This is a genomic window from Actinomadura xylanilytica (assembly GCF_030283145.1).
GTDB classification, from domain to species: Bacteria; Actinomycetota; Actinomycetes; order Streptosporangiales; family Streptosporangiaceae; genus Spirillospora; species Spirillospora xylanilytica.
Window position 1 is genome coordinate 91,492 of sequence record NZ_JASNWE010000002.1, and the last position, 24,415, is coordinate 115,906.

The 24,415-nt window shown below is 72.9% G+C and carries 25 protein-coding genes; 9 read left to right on the forward strand and 16 right to left on the reverse strand.

Features of this window, described 5'->3' with window-relative positions:
- Positions 1–53: 53 nt before the first annotated feature.
- A complete protein-coding gene (locus tag QP090_RS11515) occupies positions 54–953 on the forward strand; it encodes an SGNH/GDSL hydrolase family protein (RefSeq protein ID WP_285938735.1) in 900 nt (299 codons plus the stop codon).
- A 66-nt stretch (positions 954–1,019) separates the two neighbouring features.
- Here the strand turns inward: QP090_RS11515 and QP090_RS11520 are convergent, their stop codons facing one another.
- The 4 genes from QP090_RS11520 to QP090_RS11535 form a co-directional block, all read right to left on the reverse strand.
- The gene (locus tag QP090_RS11520; protein WP_285938736.1) at positions 1,020–1,385 is read right to left on the reverse strand and encodes a DUF2516 family protein; all 366 of its coding nucleotides are present in this window, start codon (positions 1,383–1,385) and stop codon (positions 1,020–1,022) included.
- Between the two features lie 209 nt (positions 1,386–1,594).
- Entirely contained in the window at positions 1,595–2,098 is a 504-nt protein-coding gene (locus QP090_RS11525) for a hypothetical protein (protein ID WP_285938737.1), read from the reverse strand.
- Positions 2,095–2,511, reverse strand: coding sequence for a helix-turn-helix domain-containing protein (locus tag QP090_RS11530; protein ID WP_285938738.1), 417 nt, complete (start codon positions 2,509–2,511; stop codon positions 2,095–2,097). Before QP090_RS11530 ends, QP090_RS11525 begins: the two co-directional genes overlap by 4 nt.
- A gap of 153 nt (positions 2,512–2,664) precedes the next feature.
- Positions 2,665–3,630, reverse strand: a complete 966-nt coding sequence (locus tag QP090_RS11535; protein WP_285938739.1) for a neutral zinc metallopeptidase — start codon at positions 3,628–3,630, stop codon at positions 2,665–2,667.
- A 42-nt stretch (positions 3,631–3,672) separates the two neighbouring features.
- Between QP090_RS11535 and QP090_RS11540 the strand changes: the two genes are divergently transcribed.
- From QP090_RS11540 to QP090_RS11555, 4 genes are all read left to right on the forward strand, one after another.
- Positions 3,673–5,439: a DUF2207 domain-containing protein gene (locus QP090_RS11540; protein WP_285938740.1), complete on the forward strand. Its 1,767-nt coding sequence runs from the start codon at positions 3,673–3,675 to the stop codon at positions 5,437–5,439.
- A 111-nt stretch (positions 5,440–5,550) separates the two neighbouring features.
- Positions 5,551–6,255, forward strand: a complete 705-nt coding sequence (locus QP090_RS11545) for a FadR/GntR family transcriptional regulator (RefSeq protein WP_285938741.1) — start codon at positions 5,551–5,553, stop codon at positions 6,253–6,255.
- Positions 6,252–7,493: a CynX/NimT family MFS transporter gene (locus tag QP090_RS11550; protein WP_285938742.1), complete on the forward strand. Its 1,242-nt coding sequence runs from the start codon at positions 6,252–6,254 to the stop codon at positions 7,491–7,493. Before QP090_RS11545 ends, QP090_RS11550 begins: the two co-directional genes overlap by 4 nt.
- A 196-nt stretch (positions 7,494–7,689) precedes the next feature.
- Positions 7,690–8,205: a hypothetical protein gene (locus QP090_RS11555; protein WP_285938743.1), complete on the forward strand. Its 516-nt coding sequence runs from the start codon at positions 7,690–7,692 to the stop codon at positions 8,203–8,205.
- 91 nt (positions 8,206–8,296) lie between these two features.
- Here QP090_RS11555 and QP090_RS11560 read toward each other — a convergent pair whose 3' ends face one another.
- Positions 8,297–9,307, reverse strand: a complete 1,011-nt coding sequence (locus QP090_RS11560) for an asparaginase (protein ID WP_285938744.1) — start codon at positions 9,305–9,307, stop codon at positions 8,297–8,299.
- A gap of 78 nt (positions 9,308–9,385) precedes the next feature.
- Positions 9,386–10,213, reverse strand: coding sequence for a beta-keto acid cleavage family enzyme (locus QP090_RS11565; protein ID WP_285938745.1), 828 nt, complete (start codon positions 10,211–10,213; stop codon positions 9,386–9,388).
- Positions 10,214–10,232: 19 nt separating this feature from the next.
- Between QP090_RS11565 and dtd the strand changes: the two genes are divergently transcribed.
- Complete coding sequence (dtd, locus tag QP090_RS11570; RefSeq protein ID WP_285938746.1) at positions 10,233–10,658, forward strand: D-aminoacyl-tRNA deacylase; 426 nt, start codon at positions 10,233–10,235, stop codon at positions 10,656–10,658.
- Between the two features lie 37 nt (positions 10,659–10,695).
- Here dtd and QP090_RS11575 read toward each other — a convergent pair whose 3' ends face one another.
- The 4 genes from QP090_RS11575 to QP090_RS11590 form a co-directional block, all read right to left on the reverse strand.
- Positions 10,696–11,265 (reverse strand): hypothetical protein, encoded by a 570-nt coding sequence (locus QP090_RS11575; RefSeq protein WP_285938747.1) that lies wholly within the window; start codon positions 11,263–11,265, stop codon positions 10,696–10,698.
- Between the two features lie 79 nt (positions 11,266–11,344).
- The gene (gene ygfZ / locus QP090_RS11580; protein ID WP_285938748.1) at positions 11,345–12,343 is read right to left on the reverse strand and encodes a CAF17-like 4Fe-4S cluster assembly/insertion protein YgfZ; all 999 of its coding nucleotides are present in this window, start codon (positions 12,341–12,343) and stop codon (positions 11,345–11,347) included.
- Between the two features lie 55 nt (positions 12,344–12,398).
- Positions 12,399–12,812 (reverse strand): Fur family transcriptional regulator, encoded by a 414-nt coding sequence (locus tag QP090_RS11585; protein ID WP_285938749.1) that lies wholly within the window; start codon positions 12,810–12,812, stop codon positions 12,399–12,401.
- A 353-nt stretch (positions 12,813–13,165) separates the two neighbouring features.
- Entirely contained in the window at positions 13,166–13,651 is a 486-nt protein-coding gene (locus QP090_RS11590) for a heme-binding beta-barrel domain-containing protein (RefSeq protein WP_285938750.1), read from the reverse strand.
- Positions 13,652–13,882: 231 nt separating this feature from the next.
- On the opposite strand from QP090_RS11590, the gene QP090_RS11595 reads away from it, so the two are divergent.
- On the forward strand, positions 13,883–14,245 hold the full coding sequence (locus QP090_RS11595) for a DsrE family protein (protein ID WP_285938751.1): 363 nt from the start codon (positions 13,883–13,885) through the stop codon (positions 14,243–14,245).
- Here QP090_RS11595 and QP090_RS11600 read toward each other — a convergent pair.
- Genes QP090_RS11600 through QP090_RS11615 form a run of 4 tightly spaced genes read right to left on the reverse strand, consistent with a single transcriptional unit; the run spans position 14,239 to position 20,289 of the window.
- Positions 14,239–15,786 carry a DUF4407 domain-containing protein gene (locus tag QP090_RS11600; protein WP_285938752.1) on the reverse strand — a complete coding sequence of 516 codons (1,548 nt, stop codon included), beginning with the start codon at positions 15,784–15,786 and terminating at the stop codon, positions 14,239–14,241. The genes QP090_RS11595 and QP090_RS11600 overlap by 7 nt on opposite strands.
- Complete coding sequence (locus tag QP090_RS11605; RefSeq protein ID WP_285938753.1) at positions 15,779–17,086, reverse strand: hypothetical protein; 1,308 nt, start codon at positions 17,084–17,086, stop codon at positions 15,779–15,781. The genes QP090_RS11600 and QP090_RS11605 overlap by 8 nt, the downstream gene beginning before the upstream one ends.
- Positions 17,083–19,491, reverse strand: a complete 2,409-nt coding sequence (locus tag QP090_RS11610) for a hypothetical protein (protein ID WP_285938754.1) — start codon at positions 19,489–19,491, stop codon at positions 17,083–17,085. The genes QP090_RS11605 and QP090_RS11610 overlap by 4 nt, the downstream gene beginning before the upstream one ends.
- 6 nt (positions 19,492–19,497) lie before the next feature.
- Complete coding sequence (locus QP090_RS11615) at positions 19,498–20,289, reverse strand: hypothetical protein (RefSeq protein ID WP_285938755.1); 792 nt, start codon at positions 20,287–20,289, stop codon at positions 19,498–19,500.
- Positions 20,290–20,523: 234 nt separating this feature from the next.
- Here QP090_RS11615 and QP090_RS11620 point away from each other — a divergent pair, with 234 nt between their 5' ends.
- Positions 20,524–20,994, forward strand: a complete 471-nt coding sequence (locus QP090_RS11620) for a Pycsar system effector family protein (protein WP_285938756.1) — start codon at positions 20,524–20,526, stop codon at positions 20,992–20,994.
- Between the two features lie 52 nt (positions 20,995–21,046).
- On the opposite strand, the gene QP090_RS11625 is transcribed toward QP090_RS11620, so the two are convergent.
- Positions 21,047–21,790: a Crp/Fnr family transcriptional regulator gene (locus tag QP090_RS11625; RefSeq protein WP_285938757.1), complete on the reverse strand. Its 744-nt coding sequence runs from the start codon at positions 21,788–21,790 to the stop codon at positions 21,047–21,049.
- Positions 21,791–22,005: 215 nt separating this feature from the next.
- On the opposite strand from QP090_RS11625, the gene QP090_RS11630 reads away from it, so the two are divergent.
- On the forward strand, positions 22,006–23,022 hold the full coding sequence (locus tag QP090_RS11630) for a TerC family protein (protein WP_285938758.1): 1,017 nt from the start codon (positions 22,006–22,008) through the stop codon (positions 23,020–23,022).
- 1 nt (position 23,023) lies between these two features.
- Here QP090_RS11630 and QP090_RS11635 read toward each other — a convergent pair whose 3' ends face one another.
- Positions 23,024–24,403, reverse strand: coding sequence for a purple acid phosphatase family protein (locus QP090_RS11635; protein WP_285938759.1), 1,380 nt, complete (start codon positions 24,401–24,403; stop codon positions 23,024–23,026).
- Positions 24,404–24,415: the final 12 nt, after the last annotated feature.

The following is a 24,415-nucleotide window of genomic DNA, read 5'->3' on the forward strand; positions in this document are numbered from 1 at the left end:
GGTGCCCTCGATCTTGTTCGTTTGCCGTGTGCGTGTAGAGAGGGCTCCCCCCGTTGCCCCGACTGTTCTCCTCCGCTGTCGCCGTGCTGCTGGTGCTGGCCCTCTGCGTGGCGTCCGCGGCGCCCATACGCGGGGGCCACAGCACCGCCCTGGCCGAACCCGTCCGCCGCGCGCCGGTGGTGTTCGCGCTCGGTGACAGCTACACGATGGGCATCCGCGGGATCACGCCCGAACGCGCCTACGCCGCCGAGGCGGCCCGGACGCTCGGCTGGCAGATCGTGCTCGCCGGGCACGCGGGCACCGGCTTCGTGGGGACGGGCCTCACCCGCAAGACGTTCGGGACGCTCTTCAACGAGCAGCTCGCCTGGCGTCCCGCCCCCGACATGGTGCTGATCTCCGGCGGCCACAACGACGTGTGGTATCCGCCGGAACTCGTCGCGCAGCGGGCGCGCGAGCTGCTGAACACCGCCCGGCACCGCTGGCCGGGGGCGCAGCTCCTGCTGATAGGGCCGATGTGGGGCGGAGACCCCGGGCCGAAGGCGCTCAGGGTGCGCGACGTGCTGCGCGAGGCGGCGTCCGGGCTGGGGGTCCCGTTCATCGACCCGCTCGCCGAACGGTGGATCACCGGCAGCGTGCGCAGGCAGACCGGCAACGCGGCGCGCTTCATCCGGGCGGACGGCACGCACCCGAACCCGGCCGGCAACCTGTTCATCGCGGGCCGCCTCGTCTCCGACCTGCGGACGCTCGGGCTGACCCGGCCGGTGCTCGGCCGGACGAAGGTCACCTTCCGGCCGGGCCCGTCACCCGCGCCGGCCGCGACGCCGCCTCTGGACGCCGGCCGCCAGGGCGGTCACGGCACCGGCCGCCAGGGCGAGGGCATCGGCGCCGAGGGCACCGGACGCGAGCGCGGCACCGGCCGTTCAGGGGGCGGACGCCCAGGCGAAGGACGCTGAGGCGAAGGACGCTGAGGCGAAGGACGCTGAGGCGAAGGACGCTGAGGCGAAGGACTCAGGCGGCGGTCACCAGGGGCCGTAGGGGCCCATGTTGGACCGCCCGCCGCCCCCACGCTTCTTCTTGTACGGGGCGACCGCGGGCCGGACGTCGGCCAGGTACACCGCGGCGGCGATGAACGCGGCGACGGGCAGGATGCCGAGCAGCAGCGACACGGGCCGCACGCCCAGCATCGCCGGCGCGGCCGTGTAGGCGCCGCCGACGACCGCCGCCACGATCAGGATGATCGTCCAGAGCTTCTTGGTCTGCTTGCCCGCCGCGGCGTAGGCGTCGGCGGACACCGTCAGCCCGTCGACCAGCGCCCAGGCCTCCATCACGAAAGCGATGACCAGAAGAAGCCAGAAAAAGTAGTCGAGGATGCCGAAGTCGGCCACCGGTGATCAGCGCTCCTGCCTGTCTCGGACGGCGACTCCTTGTCGCGCACCAGGGATCTCCGCCCCAACCCTATGCGGGCCGTCCAGTCCGGCGCCGGAAGCACCGTCCGCCGGAGAGACGTCGGGGCCCGGCCGGGGGTTCCCGGCCGGGCCCCGGTCTGCGGGCGGGACCGTCCGCGAGGGCGGGGCGCCCCGGCGGAGCGGACGGCTCAGGCGCCGCTCTTCTTCGTGCGACCGGCGGCGGGCTTGCGCGCGGCGGGCTTGCCCGCGTCGCCGGCGGTGACCGCGGCGACGTCCTCGGCCGACCCGGCGACCTCGGCGGCACCGCGGTGCACGACGCCCTTGCCGCGCTCGGCGAGCTCGTCGATGAATCCGACGGTACGGCTGCCGAAGTGGGTCACGTACGCCACCGCGGCGCCCGGCAGGTCCTTGGCGTCGACCCGGTCCTGGAGCTTGGTGACGTTCTCGCGCGCCTCGCCGCGGTACCGGTCGACGTTCTTGCGGGCCTCGGCCCGGTACCGGTCGACGGTCCCGCGCACCTGGTCGCGGTACTTGTCGAGGTTGCCGCGGACCTCGTCCTGGTACTTGGTGGCCGTCTCGCGCGCCCTGGTCACCTGCTCGGGGACCTCGCGGAGCTTCTCGACGGCGAGGTCGCCCGCGCCCGCCACGGTGTAGACGGCCTTGTTCTCGCGGAGATTGCCTGCCAGAGTCATCCGGTTTCATCCTCTCTCATCAGTACGGGTGCGGTCGTGTCATGGGGTCCGTCCTCGCCGAGCAGGCCGGTCGCCTCGTTCTCCTTGCGGAAGGAGGCGTAGATGTCGAACATCACCTGCTTCTGCCGCTCGGTGAGGAGCAGGTCGGCCCGGAGCGCGGCCTCCACATCGGTGTCGGCCTCGCGTTCCTCGAGGATCCCGGCCTGGATGTAGAGCGCCTCCGCCGAGATCCGCAGCCCCTTGGCGATCTGCTGGAGGATCTCGGCGCTCGGCTTGCGCAGGCCGCGCTCGACCTGGCTCAGGTAGGGATTGGAGATCCCCGAGACGTCCGCGAGCTGACGCAGCGAGATCTTCGCCCGGGTGCGCTGCTCGCGGATGTACTCGCCGATCGAGCCGACCTTCGAACCAGCCATGTCTCCACCTTGCGTCACGGTGCTTGCAATTGCAAGCACGCTTGCTAGCACTCGGCGGTGATACCCCTCACACGCCGGCGAGCCGCCTCGGCGGCCGTCGCATCGCCACGCTAGCCGCCGTCCGGGACCTGTGGACGGCCTCGGCGGACGGGGTCAGCGGACGGCTTCGGCGGGGACGGTCCAGGTATTGCAGACCGCCAGTGCCCGTCCCTTGAAGCCCTTGACCACCCAGCCGGAGTAGCTGCGTCCGGACCCGTGGTCGCGCTGCTCCGGCGGCAGCCGCTCGTCGCCGCGGCCCCGGACGTCGGCGATCATCGCGGCGTACTGCGCGCGGGTCATCGGCAGCGTCGTCCGCTCGGCGCCGAGGAACGCGCCCGCGAAGCACTGCGCCTGGAGCTCGATGCGGCGGCTGCCCTCGGCGCGGGCCAGGGCGTCGGCGCGCTCCATCTCGGCGTGCGCGTACAGCAGGATCCCGGCGCGGTCCTGGACGTGGTGGCCGTACTCGTGCGCGATCACCCGCGCGAACACCGCGAAGTGCGACAGCGGCTCGCCGCCCGAGGTCTCCACGACGTGCCGCAATCCCACGTACATCGTGTTGTTGGCCGGGCAGTAGAACGCCGACGCCCCCGGGCTCGGGTACGAGCCGCAGGGGCTGCGGCCCGACCCCTCCCAGAAGACGCGCTTGGGCGGGGCGAACCTTGTCTGCGCCTTGCCGAACTGCCCCTGCCACGAGGCGTCCAGGCAGTCGCTCAGCGCGTCCATGAACCGCCGCATGGACGCCGAGCCGGGGGCGATCGCCGGAAGGTGGCACTTCACCGGGATCAGCGCCCCGGTCTTGTACAGCTTGTTGTCGGTGGCGCTCGCCTTGCTGGGGACGCCCTTGGCGGCGTCGCCGCCCCGCGACCCGATCCGGCCCTCGCCGCCGAACGCCGCGAATCCGAGCACGATGAGCACGACCAGCGCGGCCACCCCGCCGAGCACCGCCGCCACCAGTCCGCCCGCGGTGCGGCGCGGCGGGCGCCGGGGCGGGACGTAGCCGTAGCGCTGAGCGGACTCCTGACCAGGCAGGTCGTACGGCGGCGCGGGCGCCGGGGCCAGAGGGGGGTGTCGACCTGCCATAGCGAAGAATCATCGCATGCGATGCCGCTACCATTTGCGGCCATGTCTGGTCTTGCGGCGTTGTGTCGTCTGCGGCGGGCCGCCACGTCGGTGGCGATCGCCGCGGTCCTCCCCTTGGCCGCCCCCGCCGCGGCGTCCGCCGCGGCCTCCCCGGCGGCGCCCGTGGCCTCCGGGTCCGAGGAGCAGGTGCTCAAGGACGACGTCGCCATCAAGGTCGGCCCCGGCGGCGTCGCGCACGTGCGCGAGACGATCACGTACCGGTTCTCCGGGCAGGACGGCTTCAGCCGGACCTTCGTCACCAGGGAGCACCAGAGCGTCACCGAGGACCGCCTCTACAGGATCGACGGCGCCAGGGCGTCCAGCCCCGACGGCGGCCCCACCCGGGTGTCCATCTCCGAGTCGGGCACCCGCACCACGCTGAAGGTGACCGGCGCCGCCGAGCTGACCGGCAGCCGCACCGTCGTCCTGGACTACGAGCTGCGCGGCGCGATCACCCCGATGGGCGCGGCCGAGGAGCTGCGCTGGACGGCGGTCGGCGGCTGGAAGGTGCCGGTGACCGAGGCCCGCGCCGTCGTCGACGGCGGCGCGGTGATCCGCGACATCAACTGCTTCGCGGGACCGATCGACAGCACCATCGGCTGCACGCAGTACTACACCAACCACACCCGCACCCAGGGGATCTTCAGCCAGCAGCAGATGCTGCCCGGCGAGTACCTCACCGTCGTCGCCGGCCTGCCCGCCGGGACGACCAAGGGCGAGCCGATCTACGAGCGGCGGCACACCGTGGCGACCGCGTTCGCGGTGAACGCCGTCACCGGCGCGGCGCTGCTCGGCGTACTGGTGCTGCTGGCCGGCGGGCTCATCGCGCTGTACCTGCTGCGCGGGCGCGATGCCCGGGTGGTCGGCCGGAAGGCCGTCGAGGGCGACCAGGCCCCGCTCGCCGGCACCGAGTTCGAGCCGCCGAACGGCGTGCGTCCCGGCCAGATCGGCACCCTCGTCGACGAGCAGGCCGACGTGATCGACGTGACGGCGAGCATCGTCGACCTGGCCGTCCGCGGCCACCTGCTGATCGAGGAGGAGGACCGCGCGGTCACCGGCCGGCTCGACTGGACGCTGCGCGGGCTGGACCGTCCGGCGGGCGACCTGCTGCCGTACGAGCGGATCCTGTTGGACGCCCTGCTCACCGCCCCGGACGGCAGCGCGCGCGGCGCGGTCAAGCTGTCGGAGCTCGGCGGGACGTTCTCCACCCGGCTCGCGCAGGTCCGGTCGGCGATGTACGCCGACGTCGTCCAGCAGGGCTGGTTCGCCCGCCGTCCCGACACGGTGCGCTCCCGGTGGACCGTCGCGGGGCTCGCGCTGACCGTGCTCGGCGTCGCCGGGACCGTCGCGCTCGCGCTGACCACCGAGTACGCCCTGGTCGGCCTCGCGGTGATCATCGCGGGCGCGGCGCTCGCGTACGGCGGCCAGTACATGCCGGCCAAGACCGCGCGCGGCGCGACGGTGCTCGCGCACACCATCGGCTTCCGGGCCTTCCTCGGGCGCGGCGCCCTGCCCGAGGACGCCTTCGGCGGGCTCGCCTCGCGGCAGCGCATCGCGCTGTTCTCCCGGTTCCTCCCGTACGCGGTGGTGTTCGGCCTGGTCGCCGAGTGGGCCGAGACCGTCAAGGACGCGGGCGAGCGGGCCGAGGGCGCCGACAACCTCTACTGGTACGAGGGCCCGGCCGAATGGGACCTGTCGAAGTTCGCCGAGTCGATGCGGACGTTCACGCTGGCCACGTCCGGCTCCATCTCCCAGTCCCGCGGTCTCTGACCCCGCGCCGGGCCGCCCGCCGGGCGGTCCGTTCCCGCCCCTGCCCCGCCCCCTGCTAGGGCACATCTCGGCCAATTGGTAAGATGTCTGACATCTTACCGAGGAGGTCGCGTGGCTTTGAGTCCCGTCCGGGGCGGCTCGACCGTCGACGCCGTGCTCGACCAGTTGCAGGCCGAGGTCAGCGGCGGCTCGTGGCGGGTGGGCGACCGGATCCCCGCCGAGCTCGACCTGGCGGCCCGGCTCGGGGTCAGCAGGCCGGCGGTCCGCGAGGCGATCCGGGCGCTGTCCCATGTCGGCGTGCTGGAGGTGCGCCGGGGCGACGGCACGTACGTGCTCAGCAGCGCCGACCCGCGTCCGCTGCTGCGGGACGTCGGCCGCGGGACGCTGCGGGACGTCTTCGAGGTGCAGCTCGCCTACGACGTCCAGGCCGCGCGCCTCGCCGCGCGCCGCCGCACGGACGCCGACCTGGAGCGCCTCGAAGGGCTGCTCGCCGCCCGCGACGCGGCCCTGGAGGCCGACGCGTTCGGCGCGGCCGACGCCCGCTTCCACGTGGGCGTCGCCGAGGCCGGCCACAACCCGGTGCTGATCGAGGCGTGCCGCTACTTCCTGGACCACCTGCGCGACTCGATGCGCACGATCCGGCTCGACCACGAGGTCCCCGAGGCCGGTCCGGCGGCGCACCGCGCGGTGCTCGACGCGATCATCGCCCGGGACGGCGAGGCCGCGGCGCGCGCCGCGGCGGCCGTGGTCGAGCCGACGCTCGCGGCCCTCGAGGCCCTGGTCGGGCCGGGCGAGGCGGACGGGGAGGGGCGGTGAGCGCCCGCCGCACCGTGCTGGCCGGCCAGCTCGCGCTGATCGTCCTGGTCGCGCTCAACCTGCGGCCCGCGATCACCGCGGTCGGCCCGCTGCTCACCGAGATCCGCGGCGACTTCCACCTGTCCGGCACGGCGGCGGGCGCCCTCACCACGCTGCCGCTGCTGTTCTTCGGCTCGTACGGGCTGCTGGCGGCGTTCCTGCGGCGCGCGCCGCGGCCCGAGACGCTGCTGGTGATCGGGATGGCGCTGCTGGTCACCGGGCTGCTGCTGCGCCTGCTGGACGCCCCGTTCTTCCTGTTCGCCGGGTCGCTGGTCGCCGGCGTCGCGATCAGCATCGGCAACATCGCGATGCCGGCCCTCATCAAGCGGGACCATCCGGGCCACATCACGACGGTGACCGCGATCTACACGATCGCCGTCACGATCGGCGCGGCGGTCTCGTCCGGCATCGCGGTGCCGGTCGAGGACGCGCTGGACAGCTCGTGGCGGCTGCCGCTGTCGCTGCTGGTGATCCCCGCGGCGCTGGCGGGCGTGGCGGCGCTGCCCCGGGCCGTGCGGAGCTCCCGCTCGGCGAAGGCCGCTCCGGCCGGGGCGCCGGGCCGCGACTCCCGGCACGTGGCCGCGCTGGTCTGGAGGTCCGGGCTGGCGTGGCAGATCACCCTCTTCATGGGCATCCAGTCGCTGCTGGCGTACGTGGTGATCGGGTGGTTGCCGACGATCTGCCAGGACCGCGGGCTCAGCGAGGCGGCGTCGGGGTACGCGCTGGCCTCGGTCAGCCTGCTCCAGGCGCTCGGCTCGCTGGCGGTGCCGGTCTTCGGCCGCTGGATGCGCGACCAGCGCCCGCTGGTGATCGCGACGGTGCTGCTGTGCCTGGCCGGTTTCGCCGGGGTCGCCTGGGCGCCGATCGGGTCGGTGTGGGTGTGGACCGTCGTGCTCGGCATCGGGCAGGGCATCGGATTCGCCACGGCGCTGTCGTTCCTCGGACTCCGCGCGCACGACGCCCAGGTCGCGGCGCATCTCTCCGGGATGGCCCAGGGCGTCGGCTACGCGCTCGCGGCGGTCGGCCCACTCGTCCTCGGCGCACTGCGCGACGCCACCGGCGGATGGACCGTTCCGGTGACCGTGGTGCTGGTGATCGCCGTTCTGCTCGGCGTCCCCGGCCTGGCGGCGGGCCGCGACCGGACGCTCGGCGCCCCCGGTCCGGCGGCCGAACCGGCCCCCGAGACGGTCGCGAACTGACATTCCCCGCCCGCGTTCCCCCATGGCGCCGCCAACACCGCGGGGGGACGTTCATGTCGCGGTCAATCCGCCATAACGCCCGATACCCGATTCGCCATGAATGGCGACATGAGTCGCTGGTGTCGTCGTTCGCGGTGTTCCAGGGGTTCGTATATTGGACTTGTCACCAGCGGATTCCGATTCGGGAGGTGGGGACATGGCGGCGACGATCCTGGCCGACGCCTCGATGCTCGGCCACAACCTGCCCTACTGGCTCGGGCCCGCGATCATCACGATCTCCATGGTGGTCTGGCTGGGGCTGACGCTCTCGGCCGCCATCCGCAAGATCCATCCTGAGCGCCGGCACGACCAGTCGCCGCACCGCGGCCCGATCGAGGGCGGCCTGTACCAATACAGGCCCGGCATGTATTCGCACAGTTATCCGCCGCATTTCTTCGACCCGGCCAACAAGGCCATGGCCGAGAGGGCACACGCCGAGACCGCCGTCCTCAGGAGGACGGTGACCGGGAAGACGGTCGCGGGCAGACTGGCGCTCACGAAGACGCCCGCCACGGACGCGCCCACGCCCAAGGCCGGCGTCCCGCACCCGGGCTTCCCGAAGCTGGGGACCCCGAACACGGGCACCCCGAACGAGACCTCCGCGAACCGGGATGCACAAGACGCGCCCCCGTCGAGAGCGGACGCACCGGACAGCAGGCGCCGTCGCGACTGACCCGTCGCGACCGACCCGCCTGCCGCCTGCCGCCGCCCGACCCCCGCCTGCCACCTCCCGACTCCCGCCTGCCGTTCGGCGCCTCACTCCCTCAGCGGTCGAACACCCCTGGGGCCGGACGGATGGCACCGACCGTCGCGTCACCGCCGTGCAGCTCGACGGCCGACAGCTCGTCCAGGACGGCGGTGTCCACGCCGGGCGCCCCGGCCACGCCGAGGGCCCGCAGCAGCGCGACGGTGACCGGGGTGCGGGCCCGCATCGCCCCGTCGTCGATCTTGACGGCGCCCGCGCGGCCGTCGGCGAGCGCGAACGCGTCCACGCCCTCCGCGCCGCACTTGACCAGCAGCCCGGGGACCGCGTCCATCAGCCGCCGCTCCTCGCGGCGGGTGCCCGAGGTCCACTGCGGATGGGTCCGCATCGCGTCGGCGACGCGGCGCTCGGGCGTGCCGGGCGCGGCCAGCACCAGCGCCCGAAAGGCCCGCGCGACGCCCGTCGTGGAGATCGCGAACAGCGGGGCGCCGCAGCCGTCGACGCCCACCGCGACGGGCTGCTCACCGGACAGGTCCGCCACGACCGCGCGGACGGCGGCCTGGAGCGGATGGTCGGCGTCCAGGTAGGAGCCCGTCGGCCAGCCCGCCGCGACGCAGGCGGCGAGCATGGCCGCGTGCTTGCCCGAGCAGTTCATCCGCAGCCGGGACCGGCCGCCGCCGTTGCGGGCCACCTCCAGGTAGGCGTCCGGGTCCAGCGGCCACTGCGCCGGGCAGCGCAGCGCGTCCGCGCCCAGCCCGGCGCCGGCGAGGATCTTCTCGACGCCCTCCACGTGGAAGTCCTCGCCCGAGTGGCTGCCCGCGGCGAGCGCCAGCTCCGCGCCGTCCAGGTCCAGGCCGGACCTGAGCATCGCGACGGCCTGCATCGGCTTGTTGGCCGACCTCGGGAAGATCGCCTCCTCCGGCGTCCCCACCCGCACCACCGTCGAGCCGTCGGCGGCGAGCCCGGCGGCGGTGCCCCGGTGCCATGACTCCACGAAACCGGAGCGCTCCACCTCCACCAGCACCGGATTGATCTCCACCACGGCCTCCCGGTTCCCCGCTCCGATGATCACTCTCACCGGAAAGGTACCCAACCCGGGCGCATCCGCCCCCGCCCCGTTCCTTCGGGGCTCCGAGGCCGGGCGGCCGGGTCAGCGCGGGCGGACGCCGAGAAGCGCGCGGGCCTCGGCGGCGGACATCGGCGGACGCTGGGCCAGCTCCGCCGCGGCCGACGCCCGTTCGACGAGCTCGACGTTGGCGGTCACCGGCCGCCCCTTGGACAGCGTCAGCGTGTCCTCCATCCCGACCCGCAGGTGCCCGCCCGCCGACAGCGCCGCGAACATGACCGGCAGCGCCGTGCGGCCGACGCCCGTCGCCGACCACGTCGCCCCCTCCGGCAGCGCCGCGACCGCCGCGACCAGCGACCGCGCGTCGCCCGGCATCCCGCCCGGCACCCCCATCACCAGGTCGCAGTGCACGTGCCCGCCGTACGGGAGGCCGTACTTGTCGAGCAGCCGGTGCAGCGCCGTCACCTGCCCGAGGTCGAACAGCTCGAACTCCGGCACGATCTCCATCTCCTGGGTGCGCCGGTACAGCTCCACCATGAACGGCCACGGGTTCATGAACACCTCGTCGCCGAAGTTGACCGTGCCGCAGGTCAGCGAGCAGCCGTCCGGCGCCGCCTCCAGCACCCGCAGCCGGTCCTCGTACGGATCGGTGACCGCCCCTCCCGTCGACAGCTGGACGATCAGCCCGGTGCCGGACCGCAGCGCCTGCACCGTGTCGCGCAGCAGGAACAGGTCGAGCGTGGGCTTGGCGTCGTCGTCGCGGACGTGCACGTGGATGACGGCCGCCCCGGCCGCCTCGCACTCCTTGGCCGTCTGGACCAGTTCATCAAGGGTGACGGGCAGGGCCGGAACATCCGCCTTCGCGGACTCCGCACCGGTGGGCGCCACCGTGATGAGCGTCGTTGCTCCCATAGGCGGCAGAATGCATGGCATGAGGGCCGTAGTCCAGAGGGCGAGCCAGGCGAGCGTGACCGTTGACGATCTCATCGTCGGGGAGATCGAGGGTCCGGGCCTCCTGGTCCTGGTCGGGGTGACGCACGACGACACCCCGCAGCAGGCCCGGAGGCTGGCCGCCAAGCTGTGGGGGCTGCGCGTCCTGGAGGGCGAGCGGTCCTGCTCCGACCTGAACGCCCCGCTGCTGGTCGTCAGCCAGTTCACCCTGTACGGGGACGCGCGCAAGGGCCGCCGGCCCACCTGGACCGCCGCCGCGCCCGGCCCGGTCGCCGAGCCGCTGGTCAACGCGGTCGTCACCGAGCTGCGCGCGCTCGGCGCCAAGGTCGAGACGGGGGTCTTCGGCGCCGACATGAAGGTCGCCCTGGTCAACGACGGTCCGATCACCGTCATCCTGGACCTCTGACCGGCGGGGCGGCGGGGCGGCTGGGGAGCGGTGATCCTCAGCGGGCGAGGCCGTAGACCATCCCGATGATCGTGACCACGGTCCCGGCGGCGGCCAGCAGGATCATCACGCGGTCGGCCTGGGCGAGCCGTCCGCGGACCTCCGGGGAGAACACCACCACACCCGTCTCACGCTCACGGCCGCCACCGCCGGCGGCACCGCCCTCTCGGACGCCGCCGCGCGGAGGGTTCTGCGCCTCCGGCCCGGAGCGGCCGAGCCGCTTGCGGGCGACGCCCTGGAGGCCGAACAGCCGCCACAGCCCGTCGCCCTTCATCAGCTGATGCCGGGGCGTGCACGCGAACAGCCGTCCCCGGACGGGCTCGCGGCAGGAGAACCCCTGCCGCGTCGTCACCCGGCAGATCGTCGGCACCAGCAGGAACTCGTACAGGCACCAGAACAGCAGCACGATCAGCGCCAGCCGCCAGGAGTGCAGCAGCCACGCCGCCACGGCGACCGCCGCGAGCACGCCCCACCACACCAGTGCGGACTCCCTGCGCCGGCGGCGGCGCCGGCCCGTCGCGCTCTTCTTCGCGAGCGGCGGTTCCCTGTCCCCCAGGTTCGCGACCATCGGTAAGGAACCCACCTCCCCGGACGGCGGCCGACGGGAATCGTCCACGCCAGACGAGTTTGCCCGGACGGTAGGGGTTTTACGCCCGTTTTGCGGCTTGACGGCCGAGATTGATGTTGGCGTTGCGGCCCGTCTCCGGCGACACCACGACCTCCTGCGCCGCCGCGACCCCGCCGGCCAGCAGCTCGGCGTCGACCGGGACGTTCCGCTTGACCAGGGCCAGCGCGACCGGGCCGAGCTCGTGGTGCCGGGCCGCCGACCCGACGAACCCGACCGTCCGGCCGCCGGGGATCTCCACCGGGTCGCCGTGCGCGGGCAGGCGGTCGACGCTGCCGTCCAGGTGCAGGAAGACCAGGCGGCGCGGCGGGCGGCCCAGGTTGTGCACGCGGGCGACGGTCTCCTGCCCCCGGTAGCAGCCCTTGGCCAGGTGCACCGCGGTGTCGGTCCAGCCCGTCTCGTGCGGGATCGTCCGGTGGTCGGTGTCGAACCCGAGCCGGGGCCGGTGCGCGGCGATCCGCAGCGCCTCGTACGCCCAGAGCCCGGCCGGGCGGACGTCGCCGGACGCGGGCACCGCGGCCAGCGCCGACCGGTCGATGATCTGCGCGGTGCCCGCGACGTCGGGCAGGGCCAGCACGCCCGGCGCCGGCTCCAGGCCGGACGTCACCACGGCGTACCGGTCGCTCACGTCGGCGACCTCCACGCGCAGCATGAACCGCATCCGGTCGAGGAAGTCGGTCAGCGCCGGGGCGGTGCCGGGCTCGACATGCGCCCAGACCGCCTCGCCGTCGTCGATCATCTGGAGATGGTGCTCGATGTGCCCGTTCGCGCTGAGCAGCAGCGCCTCGGTCGCCTCGAACGGCTTGAGCCCGCTCAGATGCTGGCTGAGGAGGCTGTGCAGCCAGCTCAGCCGGTCGGGGCCCGAGACGCGCACGACGCCGCGGTTGCTCCGGTCGACGAACGCGGTGCCCGCTTCAAGAGCGCGCTGTTCTTGGGACGGCTCGCCGTAGTGCGCGGCGACCTCCTGGTCGGGCGCGTCGGCTGCGACGGCCCCGGGCAACTGCAACAACGGGCTCTCCATGAACCCAGACTATGTCGCCCCCGCGGGCCCCTGGAGCCGCCGGAGCGGCCGAAGATCACGGATGGCAGTTCTTGCAGAGCCCGTAGACGGTGAGGTGGTGCACGTCGGTCTGGAACCCGAAGTCGGCCGCCAGCCGCTCGGCCAGCCCGGCCGCCGCCCTGGGGTCGACGTCGTTGACCGTGCCGCAGTCGCGGCACACCAGATGGATGTGCTCGGCCTCGGCCGCCAGGTGGTAGTTGGGCGGACCGTGCCCGAGATGGGCGTGCTTGACCAGCCCGAGCTCCTCAAGGAGCTCCAGCGTGCGGTACACGGTGGAGATGTTGACGCCGCGGGCGGTGCGCTGCACCTCGGTGCAGATCTCCTCGGGGGTCCCGTGCTCGAGGTCGGTCACCGCTTCGAGCACCAACTGACGCTGCGGGGTGACCCGGTACCCCTTGGCCCGCAGTTCCTCCTGCCACGACTCGACCATGTCCAGAGTCTATGTGCCGGAGGTCACGGGATGGGTTCACCGCAAATTCGTTTGCCTCACTCAGGAGGGCTCGCATAGCGTGCTGGTACGCGCGAAAGGAGGTGGTCCAGGAAATGATTTATTCTGGGACTCGCGAGGTGGCTGTCCGCTAGTCGCCGTTTCGCCTCGGAGCCGCCGCCCCCGGGCGGTGGCCGCCGGTCGCAACGGTGACCGGCGAATACCAGGCAGTTACCCGATCCCCGGACCGATGGGCCAGTCCCGTCCGTCTCCCGCCACCCGGTGGGAAGGTCCGGGGATCGTTCCATGTCCGGACCCTCCCGAGCCGTCCGTGCCGGGGGCGGGACGGGGCGGGGTCAGCCGACGCGCTTGAGCTGCGCCGACAGGTGCGACTGGAGCTTCTGCCCCATCGCGGCCATGTCGTAGGCCCAGCCCAGGTCCTCCCCGATCAGCCCGTACAGCCGGGTGCCGCCGGTGACCTCCTTGGCGGACTCGGTCCGCGCGACCACGTCGGTCTGGAGCTCGACCCGGTTGAAGGCCGCGTTCCCCTGGTAGATCTCGGTGATCCCGGTCGGGTGCGCCAGCATCACCTCGACCTGGTGGTCGGGCCGGGGCCGCCAGTATCCGCTCTCGGTCGCCAGCGGACGGCCGAGCGAGCCGTCCTCCTCCAGCATCCAGGTGCGGCTAGCGTAGATCAGGAACGGCTTCCCGATGTGAGTGAACGACATCTCCTGGCCGAAGCGGAAGTCCTCGATGGTGGGATAGCCGCCGACGCCGGCGCCCTCCCAGGCTCCGAGGAGGAACTTCAGGGGCTCAAGGTCCGGGTGCAGCTCAGGCTCCATGGGCAACGAGCGTAGCGCCTATCTCAGCCTGCCCAGCCGCACGATCAGCAGGATCGCCGCGACCACCACCAGCCCGAGCGCCAGGACCAGGACTCCCGCGTTCACCATGCCGCTCACGACACGCGATGCTACGCCCGGCCGCCGTCCCGCCGGCGCCGACGCGCCCGCGCCGCCCCCCGCGGTGCCGCGCCGCACCCGACGGGCCCGCCGGCCGCGGCTAGAGTTCCCGGTATGGCGAGATCTCTGGTGATCAAGGCGACGGCGGGCGCGGACGGCGCGGAGCGGTGCAACCAGGCGTTCACGGTCGCGGCGGCGGGCGTGGCGAGCGGCGTGCCGGTGTCCCTCTGGCTGACCGGCGAGTCCGCCTGGTACGCGCTGCCCGGCAAGGCCGAGGAGCTGGAGCTCCCGCACGCCACCCCCCTGGACGACCTGCTCGGCGTGGTCCTCGCGGGCGGCCGGGTGACGGTCTGCACCCAGTGCGCGGCGCGCCGCGGCATCGAGCCGGACGACGTGATCCCCGGCGTGCGGATCGCGGGCGCCCCGACGTTCGTCGAGGAGGCCACCGAGGAAGGCGCCCAGGCCCTGGTCTACTGATCCGGGCGGTCGCCGGAGCCGGCCGGCCGAACCGGCACGAACCCGTTCACCCGGTCCCCGAGGATCACCCCGGGTCCCGGCGAGACGGTGGACCCGGCAGGGCCGTCCGGGGCCGGGCGGCCGGACTCGGCGGTCCTGGCGGGCTCGGTGGCGCCGTCCGGCTCGGTGGCCTCGCGGCGCCGGCGCTTGGCCAGTTCGTCGATGCGCCGGTTCAGCTCCTCGTCCTCGGCGGTCGCGGTGGCCTCGTCCACCCGGTCCAGGTCCTGGAGCTCGTTGCGGGTCCGCTGCTGCACCTTCTTCAGGCCGACGTGCTTCTTGCGCGCCTCCCGGGCCTTGAGCAGGTCGAGTTCCGCGTCGTGCAGCTCGCGGTCGACGGCCAGGCGGGACGACACCAGCCGGTCGTAGGTCGTGGTGCCGCCCATCAGCTTGGTGAGGATCGGCAGCAGCTCCAGGGCCACCAGGAGCAGCCGCACCAGCCACTGCGCGGCGCCGACCACCAGGTTCTTCCCCGAGAGCCGGTCGAGGCCGTCGATCTCCTCCAGGACGCCGATCCGGCCGGTGATGGCGGGCTTGGCGGCGACCCTCGCCCGGATCTGGCGGGTGATCTCGGCGCCGTACTCGTCGATCGCCTGCCCCGACGCCTGGCTGAGCCGGTCGACCTCCTGGTTCAAGGCGCTGAGCTGGCGCTGCTGCTCGTCGATCCGGCTGTCGGTGCGGAAGCGGTCGGCCTCCCTGCGGTTCTGGCGGCAGCTCGGCCCCACGCCGAACCGGCCGCTGAGCCCGCTGCCCCGTCCGCCGTTGCACTCCCTCCGCGCGATGTCCTCCTTCTTGACGAGCTGCGCCGAGAGGTCCTTGACGCGCGCTTGCAGGGCGTCCCGGTTCCCGACGGTCTTCTGGAGCTTCTCCCGGTCGCCCTCCGGGGAGTTGACGATCGTGAGGCGGTACTCCCGGCACTTCTTCGCGTCGACCTTCGAGCCGTCCTTCGGGTTGCACGCCTGGAGCCGGCTCTCGTACGTCAGCAGCTCCGCGGCCCGCGCGTCCCGGACCTCGCGGTGGATCTCCGACTCGAAGATCCGCAGCAGCAGCGGCTCGGCGATGACGCAGCCGACCAGGATCGCGAGCAGCGCGCGGGGCAGGTAGATCCCCAGCTTGGACGCGTGGAGCGCGCCGTGCGTGCTGGAGACCAGCCAGGCGTCGAAGCTGAAGATCACCCAGCCCCAGAAGGCGGCGACCGGGACCAGCAGGATCCACGGGGCTCCGAGCGCCTTGGTCAGGAACAGCAGCATCGACAGCGCGGCGAGGCAGCCGGTGTTCAGGACGATCGCGCCGAGCCTGCTGTAGCGGGCCCGCTCCTCGGGGACCCAGTCGAGGATCTCCTCCCGCACGCCGATCCGCCGCCTCAGCCACCGTCCCAGGTCCCGCACGGGCGGCACCGGCCGGAACGGCAGGGCCGGAGGAGGCTGCAAGACCGGCGGCGGAGGCTCCGGGGTGAGCGGGGGCTCCGGGGTGAGCGGCAGCTCCGGCGGGGGCTCGTTAGTCACCGTCTTCTTCCCTCACGTCGTCGGCGAATTCCGCGGACGCGGCCCGGGGCAGCTCGGCGACCTCCTCAGGCGCCTGGGCGGCCGTGACCGTCGTCGGGACGGGGCCGCCGGAGACGCCGTACCGCCCGTTCCCCGCCGACTCATCCACGAGGCGTCCGATGAGCCGCTCCACGTCGACGTGGATCTCGTCGAGATGCCCGTGCCGCGCGACCTCCTTCAGGACGTCGAGCCGGACGCCCAGCGCGTAGCGGCGGTCGGCCTGGTCGAGTTCCTCGGCGCGGCGGACGTCCTCGCGCGCCTCCTGCCGCAGCGTCTCCTGTTCGGCCTGCTCGCGCTCCTTGGCCGCCTCGAGCTCGCCCTGGAGCTCACGGGTCGTCAGTTCGCCCTTGGAGTGCGCGAACAGCGCGGCCTTGAGCGGGTCGGTGCCGATGGACGCGTACACCTCGGCGGTCTCCTCCTGCGCGAACGCGCGCGCCTGCCGGGCGAGGCCCTGCTCGCTGAGCTGCCGCTGCCGGTCCAGCGCCTGCTCGAGTTCCTGCCGCTGCCGCTCGTACAGCAGGCGCTGCTGCTCGAAGCGCATCTGCTGCTCCTCGGTCAGCCGCTGGTAGTCGGCCCGCATCTGGTCGAGGGCCTGGTCGTTCTCGGTGCGCACCCGGTCGCGCTCGGTCTCGTGGGCCGCCCGGGTCAGCTCCACGGTGTGGCCGTGCTGATGGCCGCGGAGCGTCCGGTGCAGCTCGACCAGCTCGCCCGGGGTGAGCACCTCGACGCTCGCCATCGCGATGGTCATGCCCGGGATGTTGGGCGGCTTGAGCTCGGTGTAGGCCTCGATCTGCGCCTTCACGTCCCGGCGGACGGTGTTGATCGCGGTCAGCGGGTGGTCGAGCCCGAGCTCGAAGATGCGGTGGTGGCTGCGCAGGTAGCCGAGCAGCGCGATGGTGGCCTCGTGCCCGTCCCGCACCACCGTCTCGGCGTCCTGGACCGTGCACAGGAACTGGACCTGGACGGTGAACTCGCCCGCCTCGGCCGACGGGATCGCCAGCTCGACCATGACGGGCGTGTTCCGCGTCATGTCGACCAGGCTGACGTGGGACGCGTTGACGACCTGCTCGTCCCTCAGCCCGCGGTAGCCGTTGTCCAGGACGAACCGTCCGTCGACGCGGAAGACGAGCACCTGGTGCGCGTCCACCCGCGGCAGGTCGCCGTCCGCCCGGCCGCGCCCGCCGAACCCGAACGGGCCCCGTTTGGGCGCCTCCGCCAGGACGCGCTGTTCGATGATCGGGTACGAGCTGCTGACTTTCACGCCGGCTCTCCTGATTCGGTCTGGTCGGTGCGGGGCTCGGCCCGGTCCAGGGCCGCGAGCAGCACCTCGGTGAGTACCTTCGAGCGCGTCCGGCGGTTCCGCGCGCTGAGCGCGATGTGGCCGAGGTCCTTGCGCAGCAGCTCCCGCTCGTGCGGCGGGAGGCGCTCGGCGAGCGCGCCGCCGAGCGCCCGGACCACCGCGATGTCCGATGCCGGGCCGGCCGATGCCGGTCTCTGGAACGTGCCGTCCGGCGCCGTTCCCCCAGGCGTTCCGTACGAGTGGCGGGCCCGGCGTTCGAGCGCGCCCAGCACCTCCCACAGGGCCAGCAGCGCGTCGTGGCGGCAGGGCCGGTGCCGCAGCGCGGCGGCCCAGACCGCGGCGGCGGCGGGCAGCCGGTCGGGACGCTCGGCGAGGAAGATCGCGATGCTGGGCACACCGGTCTGCGGCGCCCGCACCGACAGCACCTGGACGGCCGCCGCGAGGGCGAGCTTGTACCTGCGGCGGTCCGCGCCGGTCGGGGCGAGGCCGCGCACCTTGGCGTCCAGCAGCAGCAGCACCTTCCCCGCGCCCTCCCCGTGCGAGGCGAGGGTGGCGAACAGCTGCGCCATGGCGGCCGTCGCCTCCGGGCTGAGGTCGGTGTCCTGGACGATCAGCTGCCACAGGCGGCGCAGCGCCTCGTCCGGGTACCGCACGCCGAGCTGCCCGGAGAACGCGAGGGCTCCGGCCCGGCGCTGCCGAGGCGTCCCGTAGCCGACCCAACTGGTCGCCGCGCCGAGCGCGACCGGCGCGAGGGTCTCGTCCAGGCACATGAACCAGAGCGTCAGGACCGCCGTCTCCTGGTGCAGGGGCAGCCGCCCGCCGTCCGCCCAGCGCGCGAGGTAGCCCGTCTCCACCTCGTCGAAGGACTCGAAGGAGAGCAGGGCCAGCCCCTTCGCGACCACGACGTGCGTGCCGGGATCGCCGGCGACCTCGTCCAGCCACTCGCCGGCCGCGTCCCAGAAGGCGCCGTCGAACCGGTCCCACAGCTCGGCGAGGACGAACCGGTGCTGGACGGGGTTCTTGAACGCCAGGAACCGGCGCGGCGTCCCGCCGCCGCTGTGGCGCTGGAGCTTCAGCAGGCCGCCGGGGGTGATCCGCCCGCTCCGCCGCTGCGGCAGGGCGTCCGCCGCGGGCTGGAACGGCTCGGCGGCCGGTGCGGGCTCGACGGCCGTCCCCGTGGCGGCGCCCGCCTGGACGGGCGCGGACCCGGGCGCGGAGCCGGCGGGGTGGGGCGGCGGCACGGGAACGTGGCCTTCGAGGACGCGCTCGAACCCCGCGGCGTACGCCTCGAACTCCCGCTCCCCGACGCCCAGTACGAACGCCAGCACGGTGATCTCCACGACCTCCCTGCGGGTGGGCTCCCCGTCGAACCACGCGGCGACCTGGCGGCGCGCGGCGACCCTGAACGCCTCCCCGGCCATGGCCTCGACGGCGCCGTCGCCGACGCCGCCCGCGCTGCCGGCCACCGCCAGAACATCTTTGGCGAACCGGACGAGGTCGGTCATCGTCCAGACCTCGGGGACGGCCTCGACGGCCTGGACGAGGACGGCCTCGTCCACGGACGCACCGAGCCGGGCGCGCAGGACCCGCTCGGGATGGGGCGGCTCCCAGCGGACGGTCCGCACCGCGCCCGCCCCCGTCCCGGCGTCGCGCACGGCGGTGGTCGTCACCACCAGGTAGGCCCCCGCCTCGCGGACCTGCCCGGACACCCGCTGCCAGTCGAAGGCCGCGACCCGCGCCTGCCGGCCGCCGCCGCCCTGGCCGCGCGGGCCCGGCTCGAAGTGGTCGAGCACCACGTACCCGGCGCCCCGGTTGTAGGTGCGGGAGGCGAGCGTCTCCAGCGTCGCGGTCGGGGACAGCGCCCACAGCCCCTCGCCCGTCGAGTCCCGGAGGAGGGAGATCGCCGCCGCCCGCTTGCCGGTCCCCTCGGGGCCCGCGAGGACGACGACCCCCTCGGACCGGAGGGCGTGCAGAGCCTCGTCGTAGCAGGCCGGGGCCACGTAGTGGTCCAGCGCCTCGGCGATCTCGGGGACGCTCACGCTCCCGGTGACCGGACGCTGCGCGGCGGCCATCGCGAGTCCCCTGGCCGCGCCGTCGCCCTCCCCGAGGCCGGCTCCGAACGTGGAGCCGTTGGCGATGACCTCGGAGAAGAAGGCGTTGATGACGGCGATGCCGGGACGTTCCGAGGTGTCCTGACCGTTCTGCTTGTCCTGCTTGTTCTCCGGGCGCGGCTTGTCCGTGTGCGCCGGATCTTCGGCATCGGTCTCGGCTTGGGATTCGGCGTTGGGGGCTGCTTCGGCGGCGGGCTCGCGTGGCGCCTGCGCCGCCTCCTGCGGATCTGCGTCTTCGGAGTCACGCTCCTGCATGGGCACTCACCGGAAGCTGTTTCCGAAGGTGGCGCCATGCGCATGCACGGTCCCGTGGAACTGGTTCTGCACACCCGGTGCCGGAGAGGGCACCCGTCCGCTACCGGCGCCGCCCTCGCTACCAGCGCCACCCTCGCCCGCGGTGTCGCCCCCGGTATCGCGTCCGTTTTGTGCTCCGCCATCGTCCTGGACGTCCAGTCCAAGGTCGTGTGCGTGAACGTCGGCGCCCGGAACCCGGATCCACGCGGATTCCACGAACTCCTTGTTACGGACCGGCACCTTGCGGAAGTCGGCCGCCGCCAGGGACGTATGGCGCTGCACCACCGTCTCGTCGTAGACGCGGCCGGACAGCACCACCGCCAGTGGGCCGCCGGTCGCGGCGAGCGCCGCCCTTAGAGGGCGGCTATCGACCAGTCGGCTCACCGCGACGATGCCCTGCCCGGAGAACCCGTTGGACGCGGGCATGGCGACCCCGAAATGGACGGCCATCCGCAGCCGCAGCCACGCCTCGTCCGTGCGGTCGTGGTTATGCCGCGTCAGCGCCGCGTGCAGTTCGCGGACGAAGTCGTCCACGACGCGCGGCTCGCTCTCCCCTTCGGGGAGCACGGCGAGCTCGCCGTCCCCGGCGCCCTGCCTGATCCAGCCGGCTCTGGAGAGACGCGCCCCCGCGGCCGCCTCGTCCAGCACCTTGAGAAGGCCGTCCTGAATGGCGACCTGCCGCTGGTCGTCGCCGCGGCCGTAGCTCTTCGCGTCGACCGAGACGAGGAGCCGCCGGCCGAAACCCTCACCGTGCTCCAAGATGATCCGCCCTTTCGCCGGTACCGGCACGATCAGAAGAAGGATTCAGTCTCCGCCCGGCCCGCCGCCCGGATACCGCATCAATACGGCGTTCCGCCAAGCGTTCGGATCGGGGGGTGTGATCCTCGCATCGCCGCCTTCCCGCATTCGTGCGGTTTCCCGAAAGTCCGGCGGCGGTTGGATCGGAACCGGCGGCCTCCGGCGGAACCGGCGGCCCCGGGCGAAAGGGAATCCATGGACGACGGTGAACGCGACCTGACCGTGACGCTGGCCCTGCTGAACTCCTTCCAGAACCATGTCCAGCACGCCGACACCAAGGTCAGCACCCTGCTCGCCGTGCACGCCGGCACCGCGCTGGCGGTCGTGGCCGCGCAGGACGGCCCGCTCGACCAGGCGGGCCCGGCGTGGTCGGTCCTGCTGGCGGTGTTCGTGCTCGCCCTCGCGGTGTCCGGATACCACCTGCTCCAGGCGCTGCGCCCCCGGCTGCACGGGCCGCGGCGGTACAGCCGGTTCGCCATCGCCTGCCTCACCGGCGACGCGGAGCCGCCCGCGTCCGCCGACCCGGCGTCCGAGCGCGCGGAGGCGTGGGCCATGATCCGGCTGCTCGCCGACCTGGCCCGGGCCAAGCACGCGAAGGTGGCCCGGGCCGTCCCCTGGACCGCGGCGATGCTGGTCGCCGGCCTGGGCACGATCATCGTCCGCTGACCGCCCGTCCTCCCGTCCTCCCGTCCTCCCGTCCTGGCCGGGAGGACGGGTGTCAGGAATCGGCGGACGGGTGCCGCGGGGGCAGTTCGGCGAACGCGCGCAGCCGGTCGGGCGTCAGGATCGTGACGGCCCGGTACTTGGACAGCACGTACCCCTCGTCGCGAAACCTGCGCATGGCCTGGCCGACGGCGTCCTCCCCCGCGCCGATCAGCTTGCCGAGCTCGGGCTGGGACAGCCGCACCCCGAGCTCGCGCCCCTCGGCGACGTCGCGGCCGTGCCGGTCGGCGAGCTCCACGATGATCCGGGCCAGCCGGATCGGGACGTCGTACCCCACGAACTCCAGCCGCCGCCGATTGGCCCAGTCGAGCCGGTCGGCCATCATCGCGGCGATCGCCTGCCACGCCTCCGGATGGCGATTGAGGAACGCCAGGAACATCTCCCGCGGAAGCGGATGCGCGAGAATTGGCGTGCAGGTCACCACGGTGGCATTGCGCGGAGTCGCCCGGATCGCGGCGACCTCCCCGATCACGTCGCCGCCGACCCTGATTCCGAGCATGCTCTCGCTGCCGTTCTCCAGCGTCGCGATCACTTTCACGCAGGCGGACGACGCCGGGCCGGTCGAGCGCAGCAGGAACGCCTGCATGCCCGGTTCGCCCTGGCGGACGAGGGTGGTCCCGGCCGGATAGCGCACCGGCGGGACCAGCTCCAGAAGGTCCTTGCGCGGCTTGTCGCCGAGGCTGGCGAAGAAGGTTCCCGAAGACCAGTAGGACGTTCTCTCAGATGCAGGGCCGGCCACGGCTAGACCTCCGTACGACCTCATTTCGCCGGATTCAAACACTAGCGGAGGCGGCCCCTCCGGGGGTTGCCGCGTAATGTCACCGACACGTTTCCCTTGCCCGGACATGATGCTTTCGAAAAGTGCGCGGCGGCCCGTCCCCGACCCCGGTTGATCTTCTATGGAACGGACATGACCAGGACCGACGTCCCGTTCCGGAGAGGGGGCCACCCGGCATGGTCGAGATACCCGTGTGGGCCTGGCCCGCGACGGTCGGCCTGATCCTCGTGCTGTTCGCGTTCGACCTGGTGACCGCGGTGCGGCGCCCGCACGCCGTCGGGATCCGCGAGGCCGCGTTCTGGTCGGTCTTCTACATCGTGGTGGCCCTGCTGTTCGGGCTCGCGGTGCTGTGGCTGATCGGCTCGGAGCCCGGGACGGAGTACTTCGCCGGATGGGTGGTCGAGAAGAGCCTGTCGATCGACAACCTGTTCGTCTTCGTCATCATCATGTCCCGGTTCGAGGTGCCTCGGGAGTACCAGCAGAAGACGCTGCTGTTCGGGATCGCGGCGGCGCTCCTGCTGCGCACGGTCTTCATCGCGGTCGGCGCGGCGGCGATCAACGCGTTCTCCTTCACCTTCCTGTTCTTCGGGCTGGCGCTGCTGTGGACGGCGGTGCAGCTCGTGCGGCACCGCAACGAGCAGCCCGACGTCGAGGACACCTGGCTCGTCCGTCGCGCGCGCAGGATCCTCCCGATGAGCACCGGCTTCCACGGTGGGCGGATGCTCGCGCACGAGGACGGCCGGCGCGTGATGACACCGTTGCTGCTGGTGTTCATCGCCATCGGCAGCACCGACCTGCTCTTCGCGCTCGACTCCATCCCGGCGGTGTTCGGCGTGACCAGCGAGCCGTTCATCGTGTTCTCCGCTAACGCCTTCGCGCTGCTGGGGCTGCGCGCGCTGTTCTTCCTCATCGAGGGCCTGCTGGAACGCCTTGTCTACCTGTCGATCGGGCTCTCCGTCATCCTGGCGTTCATCGGGGTCAAGCTGATCCTGCTGTTCCTGCACAAGGACGTCAGCGCCTCGATCCCCGAGATACCCACGCCGCTGTCACTCCTCGTGATCCTGCTCATCCTGGCCGCCACCACCGTCGCCAGCCTGCTGCGCGTGCGGGCCCACCCGGACGAGCGCGCCCAGGCCGGTTCCCTGCGGAAGTCGCGCCGGGAACGTCCGGAACAGGAAGAGCAGAAGCGGTGAGCTACCCGCCTACGCCCGACAGGTCCCGGACGACCACACTGTTACGGTCGGCCACCCGGTTCCCCAGTGAGAGCTGCGGCCAGAGTCCCGAGAGCTCCTGCCTACTGCGTTCACTCCACTCCCGGGCCGGATCGCTGCGCGTCTTGTAGAAGTTCAGCGCGTACCCGCCCGAGTAGAGGCGCAGCAGCGTGAACCCGCCCGGATACTCCTTGACCGCGCCGACCTCCTGCTGGACGACCCGGGGCGCCGCCGGGAACACCGAACGCTGATTGCGGTGCGTGTGCCCCGCGTGGTGCAGGAACACGCCTGGTGTCCCCCGGTACGCCCCCAGAATCGACAGAGACTGGCCCGCGTCCAGCGACTGCCCACCCGTGACGGCCAGCGGCGCGTTCTCCACGAACAGCGGATGGTGGCCGAACACGACCGTCGGCCGGTCGCGGTCGGCTTTCAGCTCGGCGTCGAACCAGGCGAGCTGCTCCCGCGACAGCCCGCCCGCGTCGCCCCCGTTCCCCGGCTTGTCGTAGGTGTCGAGCCCGATCACGCGCAGTCCGTCCAGGTCGTGCGAGAAGTAGCTGGGCCTGCCGTCGAAGAACGCGTCGCCGAAGCAGTCCCGCCCCTGCCACCGTCCCGGGCTGCACGAGCCGCCCTCGTGCGCCCTGTCGTGGTTGCCGCGCGCCACCAGGTAGTCCTCGCCGTACGTCCCGAACCCGTCGAGCAGGGCCTTGGCGCGTCCCAGATCGTCCACCCCCGCCTCGGCCGCCACGTCGCCCGCCGCGAGCAGCCGGGACGCGCCGCGCCGCCTGGCGTCCGCGACCAGCGCCTCAGCCATGAGCTCCGGGTAGGGCGGATGCCCGGGAACCTGCTCGATCCCCTTGATCCATGGCAGTTGCCCTACGAGTCCCGCCACCGTCTCGCCCAAGTGCAGGTCGTTGCAGAGCGCGACCGAGAACAGGAACCGTCCGGGCGGCGGCTGCGGTGTGGTGAACGCGAACACGCCGTCCCCTAGAGGCGTTCCCGCCGACTGTCCCGCCGCCAGCGCCGTGGCACTGGCGGGCCGCCCCCGCGAGCAAGCCTGGTAGTAGTACGTGCGCCCCGGCTCGAGTCCGGTCAGCTCCGCGTAGTGGTAGGGCGTGCTGCCCCCGAACGCCCGCTGGTCGAGCCGTCCGGGACGCGTCCCGTAGCGGACCTCGCCGTCAGCCGGTACGGGCTTCATCCGTCCCAGCCCGTCATCGGTACCGGCGGCCCCGGTGTACCAGGTGAGGATCGCACTGGTCTCGGTCAGCGTGACCAGCTCCAGATTCACCGGCCGCACCGCCTCGTCCGCGTGCGCGCGATCGGGGAGGACCAGCGCCGCCCCCGCGACCACCGCGCTCCAGCGCATCAGCTCCCGACG